19 protein-coding genes and 2 pseudogenes are annotated in these 25,760 nt (G+C 45.0%); 9 read left to right on the top strand and 12 right to left on the bottom strand.

From position 1 onward, the window contains the following. The first annotated feature begins 1,082 nt into the window (after positions 1 to 1,082). Entirely contained in the window at positions 1,083 to 3,707 is a 2,625-nt protein-coding gene (locus QFZ78_RS33225) for an FIMAH domain-containing protein (RefSeq protein WP_307553627.1), read from the top strand. Positions 3,708 to 4,235: 528 nt separating this feature from the next. Here QFZ78_RS33225 and QFZ78_RS33220 read toward each other — a convergent pair. Continuing rightward, positions 4,236 to 4,544: a hypothetical protein gene (locus tag QFZ78_RS33220; RefSeq protein WP_307553626.1), complete on the bottom strand. Its 309-nt coding sequence runs from the start codon at positions 4,542 to 4,544 to the stop codon at positions 4,236 to 4,238. A 568-nt stretch (positions 4,545 to 5,112) separates the two neighbouring features. On the opposite strand from QFZ78_RS33220, the gene QFZ78_RS33215 reads away from it, so the two are divergent. The 6 genes and pseudogenes from QFZ78_RS33215 (at position 5,113) to QFZ78_RS33190 (ending at position 9,456) form a co-directional block, all read left to right on the top strand. Then, the gene (locus tag QFZ78_RS33215) at positions 5,113 to 5,442 is read left to right on the top strand and encodes a PadR family transcriptional regulator (RefSeq protein ID WP_307553624.1); all 330 of its coding nucleotides are present in this window, start codon (positions 5,113 to 5,115) and stop codon (positions 5,440 to 5,442) included. 15 nt (positions 5,443 to 5,457) lie between these two features. Continuing rightward, positions 5,458 to 6,324, top strand: a complete 867-nt coding sequence (locus QFZ78_RS33210; RefSeq protein ID WP_307553622.1) for a pentapeptide repeat-containing protein — start codon at positions 5,458 to 5,460, stop codon at positions 6,322 to 6,324. 14 nt (positions 6,325 to 6,338) lie between these two features. Further along, entirely contained in the window at positions 6,339 to 7,100 is a 762-nt protein-coding gene (locus QFZ78_RS33205; RefSeq protein WP_307553620.1) for an ABC transporter ATP-binding protein, read from the top strand. Further along, positions 7,101 to 7,868, top strand: a complete 768-nt coding sequence (locus QFZ78_RS33200; RefSeq protein ID WP_307553619.1) for an ABC transporter permease — start codon at positions 7,101 to 7,103, stop codon at positions 7,866 to 7,868. Positions 7,869 to 8,662: 794 nt separating this feature from the next. Continuing rightward, positions 8,663 to 8,834, top strand: a pseudogene (locus QFZ78_RS38695) (RsfA family transcriptional regulator); the annotation flags it as partial. A gap of 412 nt (positions 8,835 to 9,246) precedes the next feature. Next, the gene (locus QFZ78_RS33190) at positions 9,247 to 9,456 is read left to right on the top strand and encodes an alpha/beta-type small acid-soluble spore protein (RefSeq protein WP_171649783.1); all 210 of its coding nucleotides are present in this window, start codon (positions 9,247 to 9,249) and stop codon (positions 9,454 to 9,456) included. Between the two features lie 128 nt (positions 9,457 to 9,584). On the opposite strand, the pseudogene QFZ78_RS33185 reads toward QFZ78_RS33190, so the two are convergent. The 11 genes and pseudogenes from QFZ78_RS33185 to QFZ78_RS33135 form a co-directional block, all read right to left on the bottom strand. Beyond that, positions 9,585 to 9,782: pseudogene (locus tag QFZ78_RS33185) on the bottom strand (MocR-like pyridoxine biosynthesis transcription factor PdxR); the annotation flags it as partial. Between the two features lie 166 nt (positions 9,783 to 9,948). Continuing rightward, a complete protein-coding gene (locus tag QFZ78_RS33180; RefSeq protein ID WP_307553613.1) occupies positions 9,949 to 10,878 on the bottom strand; it encodes a glycoside hydrolase family 43 protein in 930 nt (309 codons plus the stop codon). A gap of 60 nt (positions 10,879 to 10,938) precedes the next feature. Then, positions 10,939 to 11,895, bottom strand: a complete 957-nt coding sequence (locus QFZ78_RS33175; RefSeq protein WP_307553611.1) for a glycoside hydrolase family 43 protein — start codon at positions 11,893 to 11,895, stop codon at positions 10,939 to 10,941. A 10-nt stretch (positions 11,896 to 11,905) separates the two neighbouring features. After that, the gene (locus QFZ78_RS33170) at positions 11,906 to 14,287 is read right to left on the bottom strand and encodes an alpha-L-arabinofuranosidase C-terminal domain-containing protein (protein ID WP_307553609.1); all 2,382 of its coding nucleotides are present in this window, start codon (positions 14,285 to 14,287) and stop codon (positions 11,906 to 11,908) included. A gap of 133 nt (positions 14,288 to 14,420) precedes the next feature. After that, a complete protein-coding gene (locus QFZ78_RS33165) occupies positions 14,421 to 15,257 on the bottom strand; it encodes a carbohydrate ABC transporter permease (RefSeq protein ID WP_307553608.1) in 837 nt (278 codons plus the stop codon). A 3-nt stretch (positions 15,258 to 15,260) separates the two neighbouring features. Next, the gene (locus tag QFZ78_RS33160; RefSeq protein WP_307553606.1) at positions 15,261 to 16,220 is read right to left on the bottom strand and encodes a carbohydrate ABC transporter permease; all 960 of its coding nucleotides are present in this window, start codon (positions 16,218 to 16,220) and stop codon (positions 15,261 to 15,263) included. 65 nt (positions 16,221 to 16,285) lie between these two features. Then, positions 16,286 to 17,686 (bottom strand): ABC transporter substrate-binding protein, encoded by a 1,401-nt coding sequence (locus QFZ78_RS33155; RefSeq protein WP_307553604.1) that lies wholly within the window; start codon positions 17,684 to 17,686, stop codon positions 16,286 to 16,288. A 119-nt stretch (positions 17,687 to 17,805) separates the two neighbouring features. Further along, positions 17,806 to 18,495, bottom strand: coding sequence for a sensor histidine kinase (locus QFZ78_RS33150; protein ID WP_307553602.1), 690 nt, complete (start codon positions 18,493 to 18,495; stop codon positions 17,806 to 17,808). Continuing rightward, positions 18,482 to 20,602: a HAMP domain-containing protein gene (locus tag QFZ78_RS33145; protein ID WP_307553600.1), complete on the bottom strand. Its 2,121-nt coding sequence runs from the start codon at positions 20,600 to 20,602 to the stop codon at positions 18,482 to 18,484. Before QFZ78_RS33145 ends, QFZ78_RS33150 begins: the two co-directional genes overlap by 14 nt. Before the next feature lie 23 nt (positions 20,603 to 20,625). Then, positions 20,626 to 21,933: a response regulator transcription factor gene (locus QFZ78_RS33140; RefSeq protein WP_307553598.1), complete on the bottom strand. Its 1,308-nt coding sequence runs from the start codon at positions 21,931 to 21,933 to the stop codon at positions 20,626 to 20,628. Positions 21,934 to 22,400: 467 nt separating this feature from the next. Then, positions 22,401 to 24,209, bottom strand: a complete 1,809-nt coding sequence (locus QFZ78_RS33135) for a helix-turn-helix transcriptional regulator (protein ID WP_307553597.1) — start codon at positions 24,207 to 24,209, stop codon at positions 22,401 to 22,403. A gap of 192 nt (positions 24,210 to 24,401) precedes the next feature. Here QFZ78_RS33135 and QFZ78_RS33130 point away from each other — a divergent pair, with 192 nt between their 5' ends. Then, positions 24,402 to 25,220 carry a carbonic anhydrase gene (locus tag QFZ78_RS33130; protein ID WP_307553595.1) on the top strand — a complete coding sequence of 273 codons (819 nt, stop codon included), beginning with the start codon at positions 24,402 to 24,404 and terminating at the stop codon, positions 25,218 to 25,220. A gap of 280 nt (positions 25,221 to 25,500) precedes the next feature. Continuing rightward, the gene (locus QFZ78_RS33125) at positions 25,501 to 25,626 is read left to right on the top strand and encodes a hypothetical protein (RefSeq protein ID WP_262495857.1); all 126 of its coding nucleotides are present in this window, start codon (positions 25,501 to 25,503) and stop codon (positions 25,624 to 25,626) included. Positions 25,627 to 25,760 lie beyond the last annotated feature (134 nt).

The following is a 25,760-nucleotide window of genomic DNA, read 5'->3' as shown; positions in this document are numbered from 1 at the left end:
AATAATTGCACATTCATTAGGGGGATAGTTCATATTTATAGGTTGTTTGTTGCATCATCACAGCGCAATAATATTTTAAAAGTAGTATCCAAAGGAAAGTGTCTACTGTTTATTAACCCCATACTCCTATGATAATAACCCCCCCCTTCGTATTCCCCATGCTTCCAGTTATGTTCTCTTACGATATCAAAGTACTTTGCACGCTGGTACTCCCCCTATCACTTTTGACATAAATGTTCAACAATCCAGTCCTTCCCAGCATCAACCAATCCAACATCCGCCGTCAAATCCTTAATTTGTGCACTCTGTGGCTTATTGATTGATTGCCACCGTGTGAAAGCGCTAACTATAATGAACATGTATTTACGAAAAATCCAAAAAAGGAGGCAGAACATGCGAGTCTTTACCCTCAAACTATCCATTACAGATTTTAGAGGAGGCAGTAAATGAAGCGTTATCTGGCACTGATGTTATGTTTGTTTATGGCTTTATCGATTTACCCACCGTACGTGCCGGCCGCGCGGGCCGACAATTCCCTGCTCTCGGCCTTTCCGGGCGCGGAGGGCTTCGGTTATGCGACCACAGGTGGCCGCGGCGGAGAGGTTTATCATGTCACGAGCTACGAGCTTACTGGCCCAGGCACCTTACATGATGCTCTCATGACGGCCAGCAATACACCGCGCACCATCATTTTTGACATTTCCGGGGAAATCACGATTCCCCAGATCGTGGTGAGGAACAAATCCCACATTACGATCGCAGGCCAGACGGCGCCGGGTAGCGGCGTAACCATCCGGGGAAACAACATCCGATTCATTGATTCGAGCGATATCGTCATCCGCTATATGCGCTTCCGCATGGGGAATTTAAGCTTTAACGACGATACGATGTATTTTGAAGACTGCCAGAATGTCATTATCGACCACTCCACTTTCTCCTGGGGGACGGATGAAGTGCTTTCTATCAAGAGCAAAGATTACGACAATCCGCGCTCCAAAAATATTACTGTTCAATGGTCCATCATCTCCGAAGGACTTCTCACCCACTCGATGGGCGGCTTGATCGAGATGAATACGATCACGATGCACCACAATCTTTATGCCCACAACAACGACCGGAATCCGAAAACGAAGGGCCAAATCGATTTCGTGAACAACATCGTTTACAACTGGGGCGGCTTTCCTTATGTGGCTGGCGGCGAATCCGGGACCAAGGGCTACGGGAATGTGGTTGGGAATTATTTTATCGCAGGCAAAAATTCGGCGGATCCCGAGTATGCCGTCGTTCGCGGCAACGAGAACTATCAGGTGTATCTCAAAGACAACCGTATTGACAGCAACAAAAACGGCCTGCTCGACGGCACGGATGCCGGGACCGGCATCATCGAGAGGGAAAAACCAAGTGTCATCGTGCCAGAGCGTTTCGAATATCCTCTCGTTCATACCCAGGCTCCGGAAGAAGCGTATGAGCATATTCTGAATTACACCGGCTCGTCCCTTGTGCGGGATGCGGTCGATACGCGGGTCATTAACAGCGTAAGGAATCAGACAGGCGTGATCATCGGAAACGAGAATGATATGGGCGGCTTCCCGCCGCTCGAGCAAGCCGCAGCACCTTCCGATCAGGACCGGGACGGCATGCCTGATGCGTGGGAGCTAGCGAACGGACTGAATCCCGCTGATCCGGAGGACCGGAACGGCGACGGTAACGGGAATGGCTATACGAATCTGGAAGAATATCTGAACGAGCTAGCGGCTCCCGGCTTCCCGGCTCATTACCCTAAGACGCCTCCGACATGGTCCGGACCTCCGTTTACTCCGCCGCCTGTAAAGCCTGAACCGGAGCCCGAGCCGGAGCCGGTGGCCAGCATCGATGGAGACATGGTCCGAAATGTCGTTATTAACGACAACAGCAGCAGCGGCAGCACCAATGCGGCGAACTGGTCGGTTCAGGACGATCTCCAGCAAGGAGACATCGTGTTCGGAGACCGGATGACCGGCAGTAAGGTTTACAAGTTCGAGTCTGTGCCGGAGCACTTGAAGGGCCAGGAATGGATCCGCACAGCCGTAGCCTCCAGAAGCGCGACGAACAGCGATTTGGTTTCCTTCTATTTAGCAGCAGATGCCGATGTGTATGTCGCTTACGATTCGAGGATTACGACGGAGCCCAATTGGCTGACCGCCAATTATGAGAATACGGGAGAGTCGATCGCAGACAGTCAGCCGGTGGCGTACAAGCTTTACAAAAAGCGTTACGCCGCAGGCTCCCATGTCGTCATGGGCTCGAACAATGACACGTCGAAATGTCCATATTTTGTGATCCTGAAGCTGGTGAATCCGGAAGCCGAACCTCCTGCGGCTGCTCCTACCGATCTGACAGGCGAGCTAGCGGACAGCCCCGCCGTATTGCTGAATTGGTCGCCCGTGAGCGGAGCGGACGCTTATCTAATCTACCGTTCCTCCTCCAAGGAACCATTGTATAAAGCAGTGGGCAGCACCAAAGGTGCAGCGTATGCAGACACAGCTGTGGAGAAAGGTGTCACATACCGCTATCAGGTATCAGCCTTGAACGCCGGAGGGGAATCTCCGCTATCCGGTGCGGTCGAGTTGTTCACCTTTGACGCTTCGCAGCCTGCGCCTTCCGCGCCGTCGGACTTAAGCGTAGCGGCGGCTAGAAGTCTTTCCGTCGAGCTGGAATGGGCGCCAGTGGCGGGTGCGATAAGCTACAACGTCTACAGAGCGACTGGACCAGAAGTTACTTACAGTAAAATAGGCACTTCTTCTGTCGCCATCTATACCGATAAGGCGGTGAATCCTTCCACTTCCTATTCTTACAAAGTGACGGCGACGGGAATCGGCGGTGAATCCTCAGCGTCCGGCAGCGTGGCAGCGACGACGAAGGCGCCGGTGATCCTGCCCGTGGTGCCTGCAGGCCTGATGGCCGGTGAGGTTTCGACTTCTTCTGTTGCAATCAAATGGAATCCGGCAGCTGGAGCGGAAAACTACAACATTTACAGAAAAGCGGATGGCGAGGAGTCTTTTGTCAAAATAGACAGCGTCACCTCGACCTCCTACGTCGATGACAGCATCAGTGTGAGCAATACGAGCTACCGCTACAAAATATCAGCCGTAAACGAAATGGGCGAAACGGCGCTGACGGATGAGCTGCGGGTCTCCATGCCCGTGCCCGCCGCGCCTTCCGACCTTACGGTCGGACTGGTGGGAGAAACGTTCGTCGGACTCATCTGGACCTCCCACGGCGGGGAAACCCAGATCAATGTGTACAGGGAAGCGAACGGTGTAGTCGAAAACCTGGGGTACGCCAAGGTCCAAACGTATTACGACCGCACGGCCGAGCCTGGCGTCGAATACACCTATTACATCAAGGCCCAGAACGCCGCCGGAGAATCCAAGGCATCCAATAGCATTACAGTCACACCGGGGCTAATGACTGTTTTGGAGAACTATACAGATCAGTTTAAGGCAACCAGTGATTTAACAGGTCCTCTCGCTTCTCAGCTGACCAACAGCCTGAAGCAAGTAAAGCATCATTTTGACACGGGCGCGAATAATCAGGCGATTAAGTTTTTGGAAAAATACCTGGAAGAGCTCGGCAAAGAGAACATGCAGAAGCATATTTCTACCGAGGCAAAATTCACTTTGAGCCATTATGCCGAATTGTTCTTGAATCGGTTGGAACAGACGTAAGGGGTTTAAGCCGTCCAATGGTGGCTAAGCCCTGCAGCGCGATATAAGTGGTATTGTTAAGCAAACCAAGAGGGCGGCCTCTTCAAACAACAAATAGGCAATAGAATATGAGATAAAGTTCTTGTCAAAATAATTTCTTATCAGTTCACTGCACTTCTTTAAACCAAAAAAGGAGACAGTTGCCGGCTGCGGCGAACTGTCCCCTTTTTTAAACTAACATCTTCCGTCCCTCGGTTTTGTCATAAATAAATCCGATTTTACCTTGTTCGACTCTCATCATATAATCATCATATTTAAACATACTGATTACTTGCCTTAACTTTTTCATAGTTTTTGCCATAGTAAACTGAGCCGGAGTTTTTAATCCCTTGGTCTGGTACGTTAATATAGGAACCTACAATATACGGCTGTATCTTCCGGCGTGTTTCCCGAGCTAAGGCAATGTTTTTAGCGGCATTTGATTGTTTAACCCATGAGCTATTCCATTCAACATAGTAATCCGCATTCCGCCAATAAAACGCGGTAGCTCTAGGTGAGACGCGGCTCACAGCACCGCCCCAGTTGAGGAAAATAGAACCCCGCAGGTGTATTCCCCTCTGCCTTTTCTAAAAACTCGCGCATAGCTTTAAACGCTTTGTCCGGGAAAGGGCGCCTGCCGAAACCGCTGGAGAATTGATTGCTGAACTTTTGGGTAAGTACTGGATCGGGAGCTAGCATAAATTTCACGACTTTCGTGTAGGGAAGCAATCGAATATCTTTTGTAGGAGTACCGACGCTCGTAATAGGTTCTAATAGGCGGAGAGCCTCCTTTTTAGACCCAAGATACAGCTCTAACATGCTAACATTGCCGCCTTTTTTCGGTCCAATAGATAACTCGCTGCCCAGTTTGGTACTTACAAAAGGAGCCCATCGTTGCCATACTTTGACTACCTCTTCAAACTGATTCCATGGCCAAATAATTCGAAATACAGTAGCATTTTGCGGAGCGCGCCGCACTATAAATTCTTATATGTAGGTTATATATTCTGGGATGCTCGAAAAACCTTCATTAGTGAAATCTAATCCCGTGCCTACTGATCATTGAAAAGTTCGACGAGTTTCTATGCGCGGTTGTGGTTGATATAGTCATAGTCATGTAGGACAGCAAGATGGTATTCAGGTCCAAGGTCTGTTCGGAAGTTGAGGGTTATATTGCGCAAATTACTACATTTATACCGATGCCTACACCGATGTATAAGTCGGAGTGGGCATCGGTATATTTATGTTCTTTATACGCAGAAACTTCTCCACGACTTACTCCTTCAGCGAAAGTGTATACTATGTTTTCAAACAAAGTATTTTATTTAAAACACTACCTTGACAGACACAGTAGTATGTCGTATTATAAAAACACGGAGGTGATGAAATGAGCGAGAACAAAATTACATCCGACTTGCTTCGCGGACATACCGATACGATGATTTTACGTCTGTTATCCGAAGCTGACCGCTACGGGTACGAAATTGTCAAACTGATCGCCGAGCGCTCGGGCGGCGAGTATGAATTAAAGGAAGCCACGATGTACTCCAGCGTCCGGCGGCTTGAAACAGACGGCGATATCGAGTGGTATTGGGGCGATGAATCTCAGGGCGGACGGCGCAAGTATTTTAGGATTACCGAAAAAGGCATCGGTACTTACGCCCGCAACAAAAGCAATTGGGAGTATTCGAAGCGTGTGTTAGAAAATTTATTATAAAGGAGATTGGATGAGATGAATCCGAAATTGACGAACTATTTGAACGGCGTTTTCACGCCATATGACGGGGTAAAAAGCGTCACCGAATTAAAGGCGGACCTGCACTCGGATTTGCAGGAGCGATATCGTGAACTGACAGCCGAGGGCAAAGACGATGAAACAGCGTTTAAGATGACCATTGAGAGCATCGGCGACATCGAACAAACGATCTTGGAGGTCGCCAACCTCTCCCGCTCGCTAGAACGGCAAGTAGTGACAAACTTTAGCGCAAGCAACTTGCCAATGAGCGACTTTGCGGGCGTTATTGCGCATAAAGGAAATTTTACATCGAGCGCTTTACGCGGTTCCGACTTTGCTGGCGCAGACTTGACCGGCAGTTCGTTTAAGGCCAGCGACGCACGTGAAGCCAATTTTGACGGCGCGAATCTGACTGACTGTACCCTATCCGCCCTAGACCTTTCGGATGCGAGCTTCAATGAATCGATCCTTATACGTACCAACTTCAGCACTTCGGGGCTGGACGGAGCAAAATTCACAGGCGTAAAACTGACCGACGTCACGCTAACCAAGATCGACCTTAGAAAAACAATCTTTGAAGGTTGTATCTTTGACGGCGTGATCTTCAAAGATTCCGACCTGAGCGGGCTGCGTCTAGACGGGCAAACCTTTATCGGCGTTAAGTTTGACAAGTCGGCATTAAAAGAAGTTTCGTTTAGAGGCGCTACACTCAAGAATGTGTCTTTTCAGGCATTCTTTTCGTTGACCAATAAGTATTACCGTGGCATCAAAACCATCTGCTTTGACGGAGCGATGATGGATAAGTTGACATATGCCTCTCTTAAGGGCATGGGGGCCGATTTGTCTAAGGTTACTGTTCGATAAGGAGGGGGAAGATTATGCAAAACAAATCAATTAAAGTGATTGGGCTGCAAAAATCCTACAAGCAACATCAAGTCTTAAAAGGCGTGGATTTTGAGGTTGAAAAAGGTAGTATTTTCGCCCTACTTGGCTCCAACGGAGCGGGCAAGACAACGGTTGTCAAAATCCTCACCACACTGCTAAAACAAGACGGCGGAAGCGCCACCGTAAACGGATTCGATGTTGCTTCAAAACCCGAGAATGTGCGGCAGGCGATCAGTCTGACCGGGCAATTTGCCGCCGTGGACGAAATTTTGACCGGACGGGAAAATCTTATCATGATTGCCAAGCTTCGATACCTCAAAAATCCGCGTCAGGTTGCGGATGACTTGCTTAAACGATTCGGCTTGACAGACGCCGCCGACCGTAGGGCGTCTACTTACTCGGGTGGTATGCGCCGCAGGCTCGACATCGCCTTGAGCCTTGTGGGAAAACCACAGATCATTTTCCTCGACGAGCCAACCACTGGACTTGATCCCGAGTCGCGTATCGAGGTTTGGAAGATTGTCAAGGAGCTTGCCGACGGTGGCACGACGGTACTCCTGACCACTCAGTATTTGGAAGAAGCTGAGCAGCTTGCCGACCGAATTGCCATTTTGCACGAGGGTAGAATTATTGCTAACGGCACGCTTTCGGATCTAAAAAAGCTGTTCCCATCCACGAAGGTTGAGTATGTTGAAAAACAGCCGACATTAGAGGAGATATTCCTCGCAATCGTCGGCAAAAAGGAGGGAAAATAAATGGAGACGGTAAAGAAACATTTCTTCAGCGATCTGGGCGTTATGCTAGGACGTTCCATGCGCCATATTTCCCGCAGTATGGACACCATCGTCACGGTCACCATTATGCCGATCATGATGATGTTGCTGTTCGTCTATGTGTTCGGCGGTGCAATTCAAACCGGAACGGATAACTATGTGAATTACCTGTTACCTGGTATACTACTAATTGCTATTGCTAGCGGTATATCCTACACGGCTTTCCGCCTGTTTACTGATGTGCAACGGGGCATATTCGAGCGGTTTCACTCCATGCCGATTTCACGTTCCACCTTACTTTGGGGGCATGTGCTGACCTCGCTGGTATCCAACGCCATATCGGTTCTCGTCATCATTCTCGTAGCGTTGATTATGGGTTTTCGTTCGTCCGCGGGGATACTGTCATGGCTTGCAGTAGCCAGCATACTCGCGCTGTTTACATTGGCATTAACTTGGGTCGCGGCAATTGCCGGACTGTCCGCAAAGTCGGTGGACGGGGCAAGCGCCTTTTCCTACCCGATTATCTTCCTGCCGTTTATCAGCTCGGCGTTTGTGCCTACCGAGTCGATGCCTTCGGTCGTTCGAGCCTTTGCCGAAAACCAGCCGGTGACCTCGATAGTGGAAGCCATCCGTGCGCTACTGTCAGATCAGCCGGTGGGTAATGATATATGGGTCGCTCTTGCGTGGTGCGTCGGGATTTTGTTCATAGCATATTTCTTTGCAATGAGGGTGTACAAAAAACGAGTGTGAAAAAAAAGACAGCTTTTTCTGAATTGATCAAAAGAGAAGACAGTCCTGAAGAATTAATTCTATAACTATATAAGGGCACAACTGATTTGCAGTGTAAAAGTACGAATGTCGTTATAATCATTTATACTGGACTTACATCAAGAGGGTATTTATCCGAGTTATCGGGCTGTGGTCGCTCATGTTAAAAAAATGTCATATAGCATCGATTTGACGCGCAAATTCCAACGGAATCCGACTAAATAAATCGTGAAGAACTTATTACGATGATTCTCAAATAATACCCCGGCGCAGCCCCAAGTGCCCTAGCTGTAAAGAAACGGCTGCCTCAGGTAGAACGTATCTGCTCGCGCTGTGGCAATGTGGATCTAAGGAAAGGGTCTACGTGTGAATTCTACAGATGCAGTGCATTTCCTAAGTGCCGAAATATCAGATCAGCTTAAAGCACCCAAGTGGTGCTTTTTATTATGCCTTACGACTCATTTTTGCAGTCTCCTTCTTCATACGGCAGGAGCTATCCACTCTTAAGATATGATGTCAGCAGCCTTCTCCTGATGTTTATTGAGCTATCGTTCTCCGTCAACTCAAAATGTCGATGTATTCTTCAAATTTCTTTAATTCATCAAGTGCGTCCTGTACTATATCTTCTATATGTTAACAGCAGCTCTAAAAGCAAATGATTGAAATAAATCCTGCCCTATACGCTATGTGGGTCTTTTATACATTAACTTTGAATAAATTTAATATCATAGGCAAGAATGCATAACAACAATATATTGAAGTAAGGTGGAGTTAAATTGAAAGATAAGAAGCGCGAAGATGCTTGGAATGATAACCATGACGCAACTCTAGCTGAGACCGTGATAAACCATATTAAAACTGGAAGTACTCAGTTATTAGCATTTGAAGAAACTGGAAGAAAAATAAGTCGAACCCCTGCAGCTTGTGGTTTTCGTTGGAATAAAGAAATACGAAAAAAGTATGAAAACGAAATTTTAGTAGCAAAAGCATATAGGAGTAAACAAAAAGCACAGAAAAGAGAAGTATTTGTTACTGTATCTAGTTCAGCAACATCTGATAACCCCTCGCAGCAATATGATGATCCATTCAGACAAATTATCAATATAGTAAAAGATCAAGCACATATATTTGAACAATTATTGCAAGAGAATACAAAACTTAAGAGTGAAATAATTGAATTGAAATCTAAAACGAAAACTTCTGATACAGCAAAAACTAATGATCAATTTGGAGCAGATGATATTCAAACCTTTCTCAATATCATGAACAGAGCTAGGAATTTAACTTCAGTAAATTTAAATGTATAAGATTTCTTTACACTCCACATCCTAATATTACACCTAGAGAAGGAGTTGCATAAATGGCTAATAACAACACATTAGTAGTTCCACAAGCAAAGGCAGCTTTAAATCAATTGAAGGTTGAAATAGCTCAAGAGCTTGGAATTCCATTCCAACCAAATGCATATAACGGAAACCTCGCCACACGCGATGCTGGTGCAATAGGTGGGAATATTACAAAAAGATTAGTGCAAATAGCTGAGCAACAACTTTCCAGCTTCCAACGCTAATCCTCTGATGTAGGAGCAAGCAAGCACGAAAAGACTACAAACCCTTTTTCTCCTAAGGTGAATTGTAGTCTTTTTTACGTTGTGAAGTAGTGTATATTGATATTCATACTATTTATATTTCCAGAGCTATATCCGATACGAAGTGCCGGGAACAGGACTTTACTAAAGGTGCCGATATAAATAACCCGTTTGGGATCCATTGCGTATAGAGGTGCTATGGGATCGCCGTAATATCGGAATTCTCTGTCATAGTCATCTTCCACAATGCAGCTTTCGTTTTCCCTCGCATATCGAATCAAGACGGCTCGGCGACCTGCCGGCAGAAGTTCACAGCCCGGGCAACATGCATTTGCTGGGCAATATCGATCCCGATGACCAAATGCTGAGAGGTAATCTTTTCAATAAGTTGATTTTTGTCTAGCCTAGGATCATTATCATTTTAAGTCGTATAACTTCCGGTAACGTTCAGAAAAAAAATGATGTCAGTTTATGTTAATACCCGTTTTTTATCCTGTTGTACTCTTCCATTGTTATTGAAAGTACAGTTCCGTGCTTGAAGCGGTAAGGGAAGCTGAAGCTTTCATCCGACCGGATAAAGAGTCCACTATCAATCTCATCTGCTATAAAAGGGACATAGCCTTGCCCTTCTCCCTCGACACCGAAAAAATCCAGCATCAGGCACCATTTACCATTTGTCAGCTTATACGCGGTAGGCGCTTCATAGGCAGGGTGGCCGAGCTTTGCCATTTCCCCATTAAAAGCCTCGATTGTTGCGTATTCACCGATAAGGGTTTCTCCCTTTTGCAGTATAATCCCAGTAGGGTTTGCTTCGCTTTTCAAGAATCGGTAATACATGCCGTTTTCCTCGTAGATGGCAGAATCAATTACCCCGCTATCTTCCTTTTGGTACAACAGCTGTGGTTTAGTAAAGCTTTCAAAATCCTTTGTTCGAGAGTAATAGATGACTTTATGCTCGAAATTATTGGAAGCATGAGCCGATGACCAGTGAATGACGTAGTCTTTTTTGATATGATCGTAAATCACATCCGGCGCCCAAAGACAACCAAAATCCTCGTCGCCTAATTCGATCATTCTTTGTTCCGACCAGTTCAGAAGGTCATCCGATTCCCACAAGGAAAGGCATTTGCTTCCCTCTCTGACGATGTTCTCCCAGCTTCCCCTGTACTTGGTATTCAGACAGTTGGCAAGACTCAAGTCGGTGGCAAGTATATAAAATTTGCCGTACTTCGTTCGTACGATTGTATGGTCTCGAACTCCCTTATCACCTTTTTCACTCCAGATAACGGGTTGTCCACCGTTTACCTGTTCCCAGTTAAACCCGTCAGTACTAAGTGCATAATATACCTGCTCGCCATCAGGGGTTTTCTTTTCTTTAAAATGTACGAATAAATAAGCTTCCATTAGAATGAATTACTCCTCTTCATATCGATAAAAGGTATGATCCTGAGTGCTTACAGCATTTCACTCGGGTTCGCCGAATTCTGGGAACCCTTCCTCGTTCCAATCCAATACTTTGGCACGTGCATGACGATTGGGGTCGTAAAGCGGATCGACGACGATTTCCTTATAGTCACGGGAATGGTAAACCAGGATATCGGCCGAACCGTCTTCCGAAACGGTGAAGCAGTTGTGACCCGGGCCATATTCTCCGGATTCTTCGCTCGTTCGGAAGACGGGCTCAGGAGATTTCGTCCAGGAATTCGGATCCAACATATCGCTATCGTCCGAAGCCGAGAGCAATCCCATACAATAATTGCTGTCCGTAGCGCTTGCCGAATAACTGATAAATATTTTGCCGTTCTTCTTCAGTACCGCAGGACCTTCATTCACCCGGTGGCCAATGATTTCCCAAGCATATTCCGGTTTCGAAAGCAGGACCTGCTCGCCGCGAATCGTCCATGGATCGGACATCTCGGCGATATACAGATTGGAATCGCCTTGATTGTATTGCGCCCAAACCAAATATCTTACGCCCCGATGCTCGAAGGATGTAGCATCCAAAGAGAAGGAGTCCAAATTGGTCCGAAGCTGACCTTTTTCCACCCATGTCGGTTCCAGCGGGTTGGCCGCATCATTTTCCAGGACGTACATACGGATCTCCCACGCCGTCTCGTACTCATCCGATCCGCCTGCGGCAAAATAGATATACCATTTACCGTCGATATAATGGAGTTCGGGCGCCCAAATATGCCCGCTCATTCTGCCCTTCTCGTGTTTTCGCCAAATGACGACCGGTTCGGCGGTACCGAGCTCCTGAATCGTTCTTGCCCTTCTAAGCTCGATGCAGTCGTACGAGGGAACGGAAGCGGTAAAATAATAGTAGCCGTCCGTATGTTTATAAATCCAGGGGTCAGCCCGCTGTTCGACGAGCGGGTTAGGGAATTGACGTTTGATTTGAATTTGTTCTTTTGTCATCATAATGAACTCCTTATCTTACTCTGAATACAGTAATAGAATGTTTGGGGAAATCGTAATGAAAACTGCAGTCTTCCGTACTGAATTCCTTCTGTTTCGGCAGCACCCGTTCAGGCGACTCGAATGTATTTTCGTCATCCAGCGCATGGCCGGACATCTCGTATACATCAACGGTCAACGACGTTTTATGCAAATCCGCCAAAGCAATCTGTGCGCGAACGCTATTCTCCTGTACATTGACAACCTTGACGATGACATCCCCTGTTGAATGCTCGTAACTTGCAGAATAATACAGAGGTTCGATCACCGGAAGCTTGTCTTCCGTGTCATGGAACAGCACACCATCGATCCAAGCACGGATTTTTCTTCCTGATATCTCCAATGTTAACTCGTATTCCATGTCAGGTTCCACGTTAAATATACTTTGGGTCAGACAAGAGGTTCTTCCATCCACCCTGGAACAGAGCGCGGAATCCTGATTCTGCCATCCGCCAAAGTCCCAAATTAGCTGATTGTCGCCGTCGCGTTTTCCGAAATAAATCTCGAACCCTTTGGGTCCGCTGATTTTTTTGGCTTTCAGACTCAGCGTATAATTCTCCCAATCCGTTTCTCCCAAGTCCAGTGTTCGTATTGAGGTTCCGCCCAGCCGGTCTTCATCCGTATCCGACAACTCGGCAGACAAGCCGTTCAACTCTTTCATTTCTCCGGTATCGTTGTTAACTAGTTTCATATCCCAAAAACGGAAGGAACAACGGTCTGTCCCGAGTGCAAACGCTCCGTTAATCGGCTTCATTGTGCTTTCCTGTTTTTCATCTAACCCGTTTGCTTCAATTTGTAAGAGTTGATCTCCTTGGTGGTGCATAAACAGCTTCTGCACATAATAATTGGCGGTACCGTATACTTCATGATTGTTGAACCAGATCATGTCCGGTTTCCAATTGACATAATCGACATTGCACAGCATCGGCGCATAACAGGCCAGTCCTACTGCATGAGCATTTTTTTCCAAGCCCGTCATAAAAGCAGCTTCTACAAGGGCGTTATAATAAGTGTTTCCCCATGAAGCATATTCGCCCAAAAACACCTTTGGTTCATCTGCTTTGAAATTGTCGTAACGGTGGTAATGGGCCAGAAACCATTCCGGTGACTGATAATAGTGCTCGTCCACAAGATCCGATTTATTTTCTTTGGCAGAGTTCCAGCCGCGTTCATATTCGCCGCCGGCCGCAAACGGACCGGCGGAGTTGATGATCTTGATATCCGGATATTTCTCCTTAATCGCTCTATGGAAATAAGGATAGCGTTCAAAAAACGGTTCTCCGACTTCTTCGTTTCCGATGCCGATATACTCCAAGCCAAACGGCTCCGGGTGACCCAACTCCGCCCTTATGGCCCCCCATTCAGTTGAAGGTTCACCATTGGCAAATTCGATCAAATCAAGCGCGTCATCAATCCAGGGCTGCAGCTCATCAAGCGGAACGATTCGTTTATGGTGCGGGTCAACTCCGCCTGGCAGGATCGGTATCGGCTTGGCGCCAATATCCTCGCAGAACAGAAAGTATTCATAATAACCCAAACCGAGTGTTTGATTGTAGCTCCAATTATTCCGTCTGGCCGGTCTTTGTGCTATATCACCTATTGTGTTTTTCCAGCGGTACATCGAGTTTCGATCATCGGGATTCAAAGAACCGTCGTGTATTAGGCAGCCTCCCGGAAACCGCATAAACTTGGGCTTCAGATCCGCGAGCAAGGCGGCAATGTCTTCCCGCATGCCGTTCGACCGATTGCGAAAGGTCTTTTCCGGAAAAAGGGACACCATATCGAGAAATAGCTTTCCTTTTCCTTTCGTTACAATCACAAGGCGGCTGCTGGTATCGGTGGCATTGGCCGTAATGGTTACTTCATATTTGGCCCATTCGGATGAATTCGCCACAATCGTTGCCTCACCATGAACGGTACCGTCCGTCCCTTCAATCGTTACGACAACAGGCTCGTCAAAGCTGGCATCCCGCCGTGCATAAACCGAAAAGAGATACTTTTCTCCCTGTTTGACGGGAATGCCGCTGTTAAAACCAAGGTTCATAATCCCGACGCCATCGCCCTCCGATATCATATCAATAGCAACATAATGCGGGTTACGTGTGTTCAAAGGATGACTGTCTTCAACGGTGATTTCTGCCTTTCCACCACCCCGTTCGATCTTTTCCCAGGCTGTTAAAGCATGGTATTCTGCACGATCGATCGGATCAAATTCAAATGAACGGTTCTGAACAAGCTCTGCATAAAGCCCGCCGTCTGCCGCATGATTCAAATCCTCGAAAAAAATGCCGAACAGGTCTCCTAATTCCGCACCCGGCTTTTGTATATATACAGTTAATGTTGGTTGTGTAGTCATCACTATCTCGACTCCTTTATTCCTTTTCATTCGATTTTAAGCGCTTGTTCATCCGAAAACAATCATTTATAGTGGTTAAAAGCTGACCTATTGTGCTTTTTGAAGGCGTAGATCGCCGTAAGATTTCCAATTTCTACCCTTTAACACCGGAAGTGACAACCCCTTCAATTAAGAACCGTTGACCGATAAAAAACAACAGAATGACCGGCAGCATAAACAGAAGGGATGCAGCTGCTGCGACTTGCTGTATAACAATGGTCGCATTTCCTGGCATTGTATAGCCTACAGTGCCTAACGCAGCGGCTAGCGGGTAATTGGATTCGTTCAGAAACATGAATGGACCGATAAAATCTCCCCATGAGGCCTGGAAGCTCATAATCGAAACAGTCGCCATCACAGGCAGCGAAAGCGGGAGGAAAATATTCCAATACGTACGGAAGATTGAACAACCATCTATCCTTGCCGCTTCTTCCAATTCCTTAGGAATCGCTGAAAAGAATTGTCTGTATAGAAATATAAATAGTGCCGAGCCGCCAAGCCCCCAGATCAACCAAGGATAAAACGTATTGAGCAAACCATATTGATGAAATAAAAGAAAGGTCGGAATTTGCGTCACAATTCCAGGCACCATCATCGTTGATAAGACAATCATAAACAATAACTTTTTGCCGGGCGCTTGAATCCGCGAAAAAGCATACCCAACCAGCCCGCTTGATAAAGTCGTCGTAGCAACAGAAATGGTGCAAATAATGACGGTGTTTTTCAAATATTTCCAAAAATCAATCATGGTTGTCGCAAACTTATAATTTTCGATATGGAAGCCTTGCGGCAAAAATCCCGGTGTAGAGTGCCATGGGCTTAATGAATTGGATATCGTTAGAAAAAGCGGAATGATAAAAACGACAGAAAATGAAAGCAATAAAGCATAAATCAAATACGGACCGAATCGACTAGACCCTATGTTCTCCATCTTCTATCCCTCCTGATCCGTTTCGTAATAGACCCAATATTTGCTTGTCGCGAAGACAACAATTGTCAACAGAAGAATGACGATAAACATGATCCAAAGCAACGCCATCCCGTAAGCAAATCGTTGGAAGGCAAAAACTTGCTGGAAGGCATGTACAGCATACAAGTAATTAGGTCGGATAGGAGCATCTAAAAACTTTAACCCTGTTAAGAGTATCGGTTGAATGTACATTTGAAACGCATGAATGATTCCCGTAACAACATTAAAGAAAATCACCGGGGTCATTAAAGGCATAGTAATGCTTATAAACCGTTTAAAAGCAGAGGCGCCATCAATGGATGAGGCTTCGTACAAGTCTCTCGAGATGCCCTTCAATCCGGCAAGATTGATTAAAATAGCGCCACCAGCTCCCCATAGCATCATAATGACCAATGAAAGAGTGGCGTGATCATAGCCCAGCCAGCTTACAGTGGGAAGGTGGAGAAAACTTAAAATATTGTTGATGATGCCACCCTTTTCAGCATACATAAAACGGAACATTAAACCTATGGAAACGACGGGAACAATAGACGGGAGGTAAAAAATCGTCCGATAAATCCCCATTCCTCTAATTTTTTGATTTAATAACAAAGCCAGCAGCAAGCCAATGAGTGTTGAGATAGGCACATATAGGATGGTAACAAGAAATGTTCTCCCAAGTGCAAACATGGCATCCGTATCTGTGAAAACATTTTTATAATTTTGCAGCCCTACTATTTTTAAATGATTAATGTTAAATCCGACAAAATTGGTAAAGCTTAAATAGAGACCGTAGAGTAAAGGATATAAACCAAAAATCAGAAAAACAATGAACCATGGTGAAATCATCAAGTAAAATGCCGTCGTTCGACGCGTCTTTTCACTTATTCCCTTACGAGCTTTGCTCTTTCCAACCGGTGTCGCGCTCAGAGCAGGTGTATGCATGGCAGGTTCTCTCCTCTTTATTAAGAGGGAGAGCGCAATAAAACTCCCCCTCGATTCATCCATATTTACTTGCTTGATGCCGCACTTTTAGATTCTTCAATAATTCTGTTCGCATCCTTATTTAAGGCAATCATCGCATCATCCAGTGTTGCTTTACCGAAATAGACTGGCGTTAATTGCTTCTTCAAAAGGGTGTCTCCATTTAACAAGTAAGGATTCATTTCAATAAACTTACCGCTGTATTTCAATTCATCTTGAAGGACTGCATAGGTTTTTTTGTCAAACGCAGTTTCTTGTGGAATCATCGTAAGGAGATGCTTATAGGCAGGAACTCCCCAGCCGCTTTTCGCGCGATCTTCCGCTGGTTTACCGCCAAAAAACCATTCATATACTTTCCATGCTTCATTCGGATGTTTCGTTGCTTTATTAATAATGGCGCCAGTTGCGGAGCCAGTTGGAGATACGCGTGTTCCGCCATCGGCAATTGGAGCAGGAAGCAACACATAATCGTCTAAATGCGTTTTTGCTTTTTCATCGCCTCGCAGCAGGCCTGAAAACCAATAGCCGGTTTGATACATCGCTACTTTATCTGCCAGGAAGACTTCGCCGCCCCACGCAGCTTTATCTTGGTTGACTTGGTTCGGTCCGTAGTTGCCTTTTACCCCATCTACCCAAAATTGCAAGGCTTCTTTGACTTCCGGTTTGGCAAAATCTATTTTACTATTATCGTCTGAGGAAAGCTTTACACCTTTACTTAATAAATAATTCATCAAATAAGGCAAATCAGCTTCTCCTTTTCCACCTAGGGTTAAACCGTATTGTGTAATCGTATCGCCCTTTTTGATGGTTAATTTTTTCGCAAGATCGAAAAGTTGGCTGTATGTCATGGGAACGGTTTCACTCGGAATTGCGACGCCGGCTGCAGCAAACAATTTCTTATTGATCCATATCGTGAAATCCGAAGAAAAATCTTTAGGAATACCATAGATAGGGCCTTGGCCTTGCACCTTGCCGTCAAAGCGAAAAACATTAACCGCAGGAACAAAATCATCTTTCTTTATCACTGTGCTTGTATCAACGTATTTGGTTATATCCATAGCAATGCCGCGAATGACATAAGACGGAAGATCATTTACGCCCGTCATCCGGATAATATCCGGCGCTTCGCCAGTTGCTAATTGGGCGGCTAGTTTCGTAGTATCTACATCTTCTCTTTGAATTTTAATGGTCGGATTTGCCGTTTCAAATTCTTTGATTTGATCCTTGGTAATTTCACCGTCACCCATGTTGAAACGTACAGTCACAGGACCAGCGCTCTTATTGCTGGCTGTCGCTTGGGCATTAGGCGAAGCACTTGTGCCCCCAGCAGTCTTGTTGTCGGTTGTTGTCTTTGCGCTGCCGCAAGCTGATAATAACAATGCGGTAGAGAGGATGAGGACGAAAGGCTTGGCAAAGTTCTTTTTCAATGTAGACCCTCCTAGATGTTTTTATATTGAGAGCGTTTTCTTTCTCTCTGATTAAAGTATATTTCTTGAAGGAGGAGACCTCAATCCGGTAAAATGACGACTTCTATGGTATTTTGCGGTTATGCCTGATAGAGAGGAAAAGAAATGGTTACCGTTGTTCCTTTCATTGGACTGCTGCCCACCTTCATGGCCACTTGTTCTTTATAGAACAAGTGGAGACGATGGTACACATTGCTCAATCCGATGCCGCCTTGATTTTCGTATCCGTCGATTTGATTATCCAAGCTCCTCTGAATCTCTGCATTCACCCGTATGACTGTATCCTTATCCATGCCAATACCATTATCGCTAACTTCAATGAACAGCAGGTCTTCCCTTTCAAGTACTTTTATTCGTACGATTCCGCCTTCTTCGAAGCCGGATAAACCATGCTTCAAGCAATTTTCGACAATCGGCTGAAGGATAAATTTGACGACAGCAAGTTGGGTCAAGTGCTCAGGAACCTCTAATTCATATTTAAATTGATCGCCAAATCGGATTTGTTGAATGGACATATAGTTCTGAACATGGCTCAGCTCCATCGCAAGCGGCACCTTCCCTACTCCGTTGCTGACACTGTAGCGGAACATTTCGGCCAATGAACTGACAATCAGACTTATTTCACTGTTTCCGTTTTTCATGCTGCGCATATTGATCGCTTCAAGCGTATTATATAGAAAATGAGGATTGATCTGCGCTTGCAGCATTTTTAACTCTGCTTGGGTCTTTAAGGACAGCAGTTCATTCTCCCTTAGTTTATTGTTTCGCATTTTCCTCCATCATTTTCATATTCTCGTGAATCACGCCATTTAATCTTAGAACCATATCATTATGGCTTCGAATAATTTCGCCAATCTCGTTATTCCCGCTATAGCTCATCACTCGACTAAAATCCCCCTCGCCAACAATCCTCATCGTTCGTTTCAGCATTTCGACAGGCTTTAGTAAGAAGGAAGCGATCATATACGAAATAATAATGGACAATATAAGAATGAGAACGATAATGAGCAATAATCTATAATAATATTGACTGTTTTTAAGAACGATATCTTCATAGGAATATTCAATGTTCAGCTGCCATTGCGTGTCTGGTATGTGGCCTGACCATAACAAAGAATTCAATTGTTCAGTAGTAAATGGCTGGAAGGAATATATTTCCTTGCCTTGCGAGTCTTTAATTCCAACCTTTGACTCCATCGGACTAACCTCTGTTAGAAATGAATCCCTTGGGACCAACAACAAATAACTTTGGGTTATGCTGCCCTTATGCCAATAATTAATTCGTTTGATAATCGCTGGTGTAGTGTGATTGAACACATCCGTATATCCAGAAATCCAATAAGGAGCGGCTGTTTCCGCCAGATTATCGATTTCGATATTAAACATTTCGGGATTGTTTGAAAAAATAGATGAATAAAAACTGTGCCCATTGCTATCAAATAAGACAAAATAGTTGACCTCATTCAACCCGGGAAACATGGATAAATTAATGGTTGATTTTATATTCCGGAAGGCAACCGAACGCAAAGTATCCAGATCCTGTTGAGTGGTAAGGTATCCTTGCAATTGTCTGCTTACTGATAACTGGTTAATCAACTGATTCATAAAGTCCATACGGTTTTGGATGGATACGTTCATAAACTCTCCCACTTCATGAACCGTTTCTTTCATTTGGTTTTGGACGGCTTGGTTCAAAACCCGGGAATATAGAAACCCGTCCGAAAGGGTTGGAATAATGACGGCAATCGAAAAGATCATGATCAACTTGGTGCGAAGCGATAATGAATTTATTCCTTTTTTTATCCACTCGTCCGAGATGTATTTTAAAATCAACTCATCCGACCGCGCCTGATCTTGCATTTTCTTAGTTAGCACCAAATATGGATAAAATATTTTTTTTGTGTAAAAATAACTAATCAAAAAGGTAACAAATGCAGTAAGACAAGATAATGCAATAAAAGCAGAAAAAATGGACTTTTTAGAAAAGAGCACAAAATCTGAGGTTTGCTTAAAAATGACACGATACGGGTATGGATTCAATTCCTTCTCTAGCTTTACACATTTTTGACAATTGGTTTGGGTGTTGTTATTTGCCAACTCTTGCTGATCTGCAGATGACCAGACCAGCTCATCTTTATGGTTTAGAATCGAAAATTGATAGTCGTCGGAATAAACATCAGGCAAGCCAGACCGGAATAAATCGTTATTTAACACCATAATCACGAGCACGCCATTCACATTTCCGTTCGAAATGACAAGTTTATTATTCAAGCCATTAATAAAGCTATACAGTTCTTCTTTTCTTTCAACATTGATATTAAGCTGATTGCTCATTGTGAGATGTTCAAAGTCTTTTTGCGAATATCGGGTCAAACGGTTATTATCTTTCAAAAAAACTTGATCCATATTATTTTCTTGAAACATGTCCATTCTCAGGTTAGGGAGCTCAGTTAGGGTTGCAAGGTCCGTATCTTTGCGAAATGACAATTGATTCATATCGCTGCCGATAAAATAAATTTGCTGCACCATTTTGGTTGATAAATGAAGATCGTTCAATTTACTTAATAAATCGTTTTTTTGCTGATTAACCGTTAACACATCCCGGACATTCATAGAGCTTTTAAAAAAATCACTAAAGTCCGGGGATTGCAGCAGTTGCATCAAATTGCTAAGTTCACCAAGCTGTGTCAATGTATTTTTGTAAAATTGGTTCGATACATTAGTCTCTCTTTTATCCTGGACAGATTGATTTATATTATTCACATAAGACAGCCCAATAGTAAGAAGCACCGTTTGTGCCAGTAAGGTGAGCAATACAGAGACAATAATGATGTTTCTGCGTGTAGGACTAAGCTTGTTGAAATACGGGTTTGCCATCCTATCAACAGCCCCTTTCTATCCTAATTTGCTGCTTCTCTATATTCCATCGGTGTTTTACCCGTATGTTTTTTAAATATCTCTGAGAAATAAGCCTGGTCTGAATAACCGACTAACTCAGCAATCTCATATATTTTAAAGCGTACATCCGCTATTAGCTCAATCGCTTTGTTCAACCGTTGCGATGTCAAAAATTGCAAATACGATTCCCCGGATTCACGGAAAAGCGCACTCAAATGGCCGGGAGTTACATATACTTCATTGGCTACTTGCTTTAAAGTAATACTTTGATGGAAATTTTGCTTCATGAATTGTTTAGCTTGTTGCACGACCATGCTGTCTTTCTTTTTATCTTTGGCATGGCTCACTGAAAGCGATTCTTTAGCAGCTGTATGGTCAAGCTCTTCAGCTTGTGCAGGTTCGCTGTATTCATGATTGCTGTCTTCTTCGGGTGAGTTTTCCAATAGTTGCTTGGCAGATTGGGCTGAACTCCATATCTCCGTTAGATGCTGTACGGGTTTTCCAATGCTTAGCGAGAGAGTTGACTTTAACAAACCCATAAATTTGGATAGCTGCCGCTTGACTTGAATGAAATCGTCTTTAGACGAAGATTTCGCAGTAAGCAAATAAGATTCTGCATTTTCTTTATTCACAAGATGATAAGCTGATCCTTGCACATCCCAAATATCACATAAAATATTATCCAAAGAAAAAGCAATCAGCTTCAGTTCGCGATCTGAACCAATTTTTGCGTTTAAAGATATCCGATCAAGCCGAATCAACGCAACTTTATATTCGAGGCCATCGAGTAAAATTTCACTCTCCGAGCATCCCAACTCAATATCATCCGCCGACATCCTGTTCCTGAATAACATGGATAGAAACTCTTCCCGCAGCAGCTTCGACAACAGCATCTCTTTGCGGACAAGAACGGATTTTCTGAGTTCCTCCTGTTTTTCAGCATCCAGCTTGTGAACCAATCTCTCAAAAGTTTGAAATAGAATATCAAATTGAGTAGGTTTTAACAAATAATCAACGGCGCCATTTTTCAACGCTTTTTGCGCATAATCAAAGTCGCTGTGGCCTGATAAAATGATGACTCGAATGAACGGTTGTTGCCGCAGCAATACAGTCATCAATTCAATCCCATCCATAAATGGCATTCGAATATCAGTCAATACAATATCTATGGGATGTTCCGAAATAAATTGCAACGCTTCTAGACCATGTTTAGCGCACCCCAATAATTTCAAACCCATGGTATGCCATGGGATTGCTGATAAACCTTCACGAATTTCTATTTCGTCATCGACGATGAGTAAATGATACATGTGATACACCCCTCCTTAAACCTATCTTCACAATTTGAAACCGCTTTCAACTTCATTTACCATCCTTTTATTCATTCCATTATGCCAAATCCGATATGGATTGAACAGCATCAATAAATCCCTTTAACTGTTGAATGGCATCAAACAAAAATAAGCCCTCTATCCCATTAAAGGAAAGTGAGCATTGATCATTCCGAGTATGTTTTTTTATACGACACTATTTATGAAACGAAATAATTACATCTAAATCCTACCGGTCTTATAAAATGGCTTATATAAATTGATGTTTATTTTCGGTAACCCATTTCAGGGACGTTCTTCACTCCAAAGGAGAATTTTGGGCTAAATAACGTCCATACGGTCCCGTAAGCAAACGTATTGAGTGAGGAAGCAAGCAGGACAGTGGAGTGGATTCACCCCCTGCGCGCTTAGCAACATCCGAAGACCAGGTTATCCACACGCCCTCCCTAACCAATCAACAAGCCTTCCGCACGCGCCTTCTCCACTGCCTCCTCACGATTGCTGACGCCAAGCTTGCCGTAAATCGTAGAAATGTAATTGCGTACCGTTCCTTCGGACAAGAACAGCTTTGCCGCCAACGTCTTATAACGCATCCCCGAATCCAGATACTGCAATATCTCCATCTCGCGTTTGGTTAATCCGTAAAGAAATCTATCCACAGCGGCCGATTCGGAAACTTCGGAAACTCGATCGAACCTCTCGAGCATTTTGGCCGTGATCTCCCGATTAATCGCGGTTCCCCCCGAATGGACGAGGCGTACTGTCTCAATAAGCTCCTGCAATTGCGCCGACTTCAGGCAGTACCCGTCAGCGCCGTTCTTTAAAGCGGTTAGCGCCTGATCCAACTCCTCGAAAGTGGACATCATCAACACCTTGATTCCCGGATAAGCTTGCTTGATTGTCTGTAAAGCGGAAATTCCGTCCATGACCGGCATTTGCATGTCCATGAGAACCAGATCCGGATTCGTTCGTTCGCAGACCCTAATAGCCTCAAGCCCGTTCCCGGCGGTAGCCGCTACATGGATACCGTCCTCGTTCTCCAACAAGGTCTTTAATCCTTCCAGTACGATCGGTTGGTCGTCCACTATGACGACATGAATGACTTGCTTGGTTTCCGGCGATTGATACGGTAGGGAGCAAGTCACGATCGTTCCGTTCCGAGGATCGGACTCGAGATGTAGGCTTCCGTTCAAGGCCTCGAGCCTCTCCCGCATGCCCGTTATGCCGAATCCGGGCTGCAAAGCTTCACGTCCCGTTCCGTTATCCCGGATCTGCAGCGCAATGCGATCCTTCTCGAAGCGAAGCATCACGGTGATACGATCCGCCTGGCCGTGCCGAACCGAATTGGTCAGCGTCTCTTGCAAACAGCGCATGAGCGTGAACCGGCCTTGCCGAGGTACAGGAATAGGATCCCCCGACTGTTTCAGCTCAATCTTTACGGCGGTCTGCTGCGTAAAGGCCTTGGCAATATCATCCAGCAGAACAAAAAGCGGTAAGTCCGTTTGTTCTGTTTGAATATCGTGAATATGCCTGCGAATGTCCTCGAAGCCCGCCCTCGTCAGGGACAGGAGTGTTTCCAGCTTGCTCTTCTCCGTGCCATGAGCCATCGACGCACGAAGCGACTCCATACCCATGATCAGTGATGTGAGCATGTGTCCGATCGTATCGTGCATTTCGCGCGAAAGCCGGTTGCGCTCCTCCAGAATCGTCATTTTCTCAATCTGCTTTATATTCTGCTCCAACATTCTGTTCTGCTCTTCGATGATTTTGCTTTGCTTAGTCGAAGTAATAAGCAAACGAAAGGCATAGCCCAATCCGTAAGAAACGCAATAATTGAAAATAATCCCGAACACAATGGTATCCCAAGAGTAATTCATATGCCAACCGAGCCATGCCGGAAAAGCGAAGGCTGTCAAAGGAGCCAGCCACATGAACGCATAACCGGGGCTGTTGTAACCGATCATGAAAGAAATCGGAAGGAGATACAAATGGGTGTCCGGGTTTGATTTATTCAGCAGGAACAGGATTACTCCGGGAAGCAACAGCTCGCACGCAACATACAGATGTTGATTGATCCGCATAACCAGGAACGGAACGGATATGACAATAAAAGCAATAACCATCTTGATCCAAAACGGAAAGCTCCACTGCCCCTCCACTTCCCATAATAGTGCAATAATAGAAATGCACCAGCAAATCCTGAGCGCAATCATGAACCAATCGTACCATTCCCATCGTGCTATCAGACCGCGCATGACGATACCTCCAAGTTGCTTAGTTACATTCATTATATCTCGTAGTCACGTCGGCAGTAAAATCATATGACAAACTATCATAGGGAAAGAGTGACGTTTTATAACTGGACGATATGATCCTCGTTTTTGTTAAATAAATATGATATGGAATCTTCCAAGATGAACTTAAACGAAGAAACGAGGAGAATGTCAATGAACGGAAACACAGTAATTCGTGGAATGATGGCTGTTGTACTTACTCTGCCGCTGGCGGCGTGCGCTGCTCAGAATAGCGCAATACCCAGCTCCAGTACCAGTGGCGGCACCGTTGCAACTACAACGAAGCCTGCTCATTGGTCCTACTCGGGTGATACGGGCCCTGCCAAATGGACGACTCTGGATCCGCAATATGCCGCATGCGCGAATGGAAGCGAGCAGTCCCCTATCGATATTGAGCTTTCTCAATTAAAAGTGGACAAAGAGTTAGGCAAATTCGAGACCAATTATAAACCAACCGTCTTCACCCTGATGAACAACGGGCATACCATTCAAGCAAATGACGCATCCGGCAGCAATATCATTACCGTTGAAGGCAAAGTTTACACGCTCGTTCAACTACATTTCCATAAACCTAGTGAAAACCAGATCAACGGTAAAACTTTCGATATGGAGATGCATCTTGTACACAAGAATAGTGAAGGCAAACTTGCCGTGCTTGGCGTTCTAATTAAGTCAGGCAGTGAAAACAAACAACTAGCGGAAATGTTCTCGAAGCTTCCGAAAGAAGAAACCAAGGAAGATCTCAAGCTGGATCAAGTCATTGATTTGAACGCTCTGCTGCCACAAGATAAAAAAGCATTCCGATATAAAGGCTCGTTGACGACGCCACCTTGCTCGGAAGGGGTGGACTGGACCGTGCTGGAGGAAACGATTGAACTATCCGATAAGCAAATCCAGGGGTTCGGTGCTATTTTCTCCGACGATCATCGCCCTGTCCAGCCGCTCAACGGCAGAACGGTTGTCACCCAATAATGTGGATGCTAACGAAACGCCCTTCCGGCGTTGGGCGATATCGTATGAACGGCGGGGAACCGGCGCAATATCATCAGCATATAGACCATCTGAAGGCATTCATACAAGCCGTGATGGGAGTGCTTTTGAACCCGGGATGCGTTGTTCAGAACTGAATTTTTGCTGAAATTTTAAAATATTTGTATGCAGTAAAATACAACTACTCTTCATGTTTCTTTAAGGTATCGGCTGACGAAAGTAATATACTTGTGCAATTCTAAAAATGGGAGATGACTTCTTTATGAAAGCATTGAGACCGGTTCAGGCACTGAAGTCTGTCATGTTTGGCATGATGATGGCATTCGTTTCGATCGGCGCGATGCCCATTTTGGTTATCAAAAGCTTTACGGAAACGTTTCTCCCCTAAGCGGTTTTTGCGTCCTCATAACTCAAGTAAACAAACACCTGACCTTCGAATACAGATCATTTTTAAGTTGATTTTAATTAAGTAATGAGAACAGAAAGAACTGAGAACTTTACCCTCGGTTCTTTTTTTTCTTA

It is taken from the genome of Paenibacillus sp. V4I5, from assembly GCF_030817255.1.
GTDB lineage: Bacteria > Bacillota > Bacilli > Paenibacillales > NBRC-103111 > Paenibacillus_E.
Note: the sequence above shows the minus strand (reverse complement) of the source record. Positions and strands in the feature narration are given on the sequence as shown.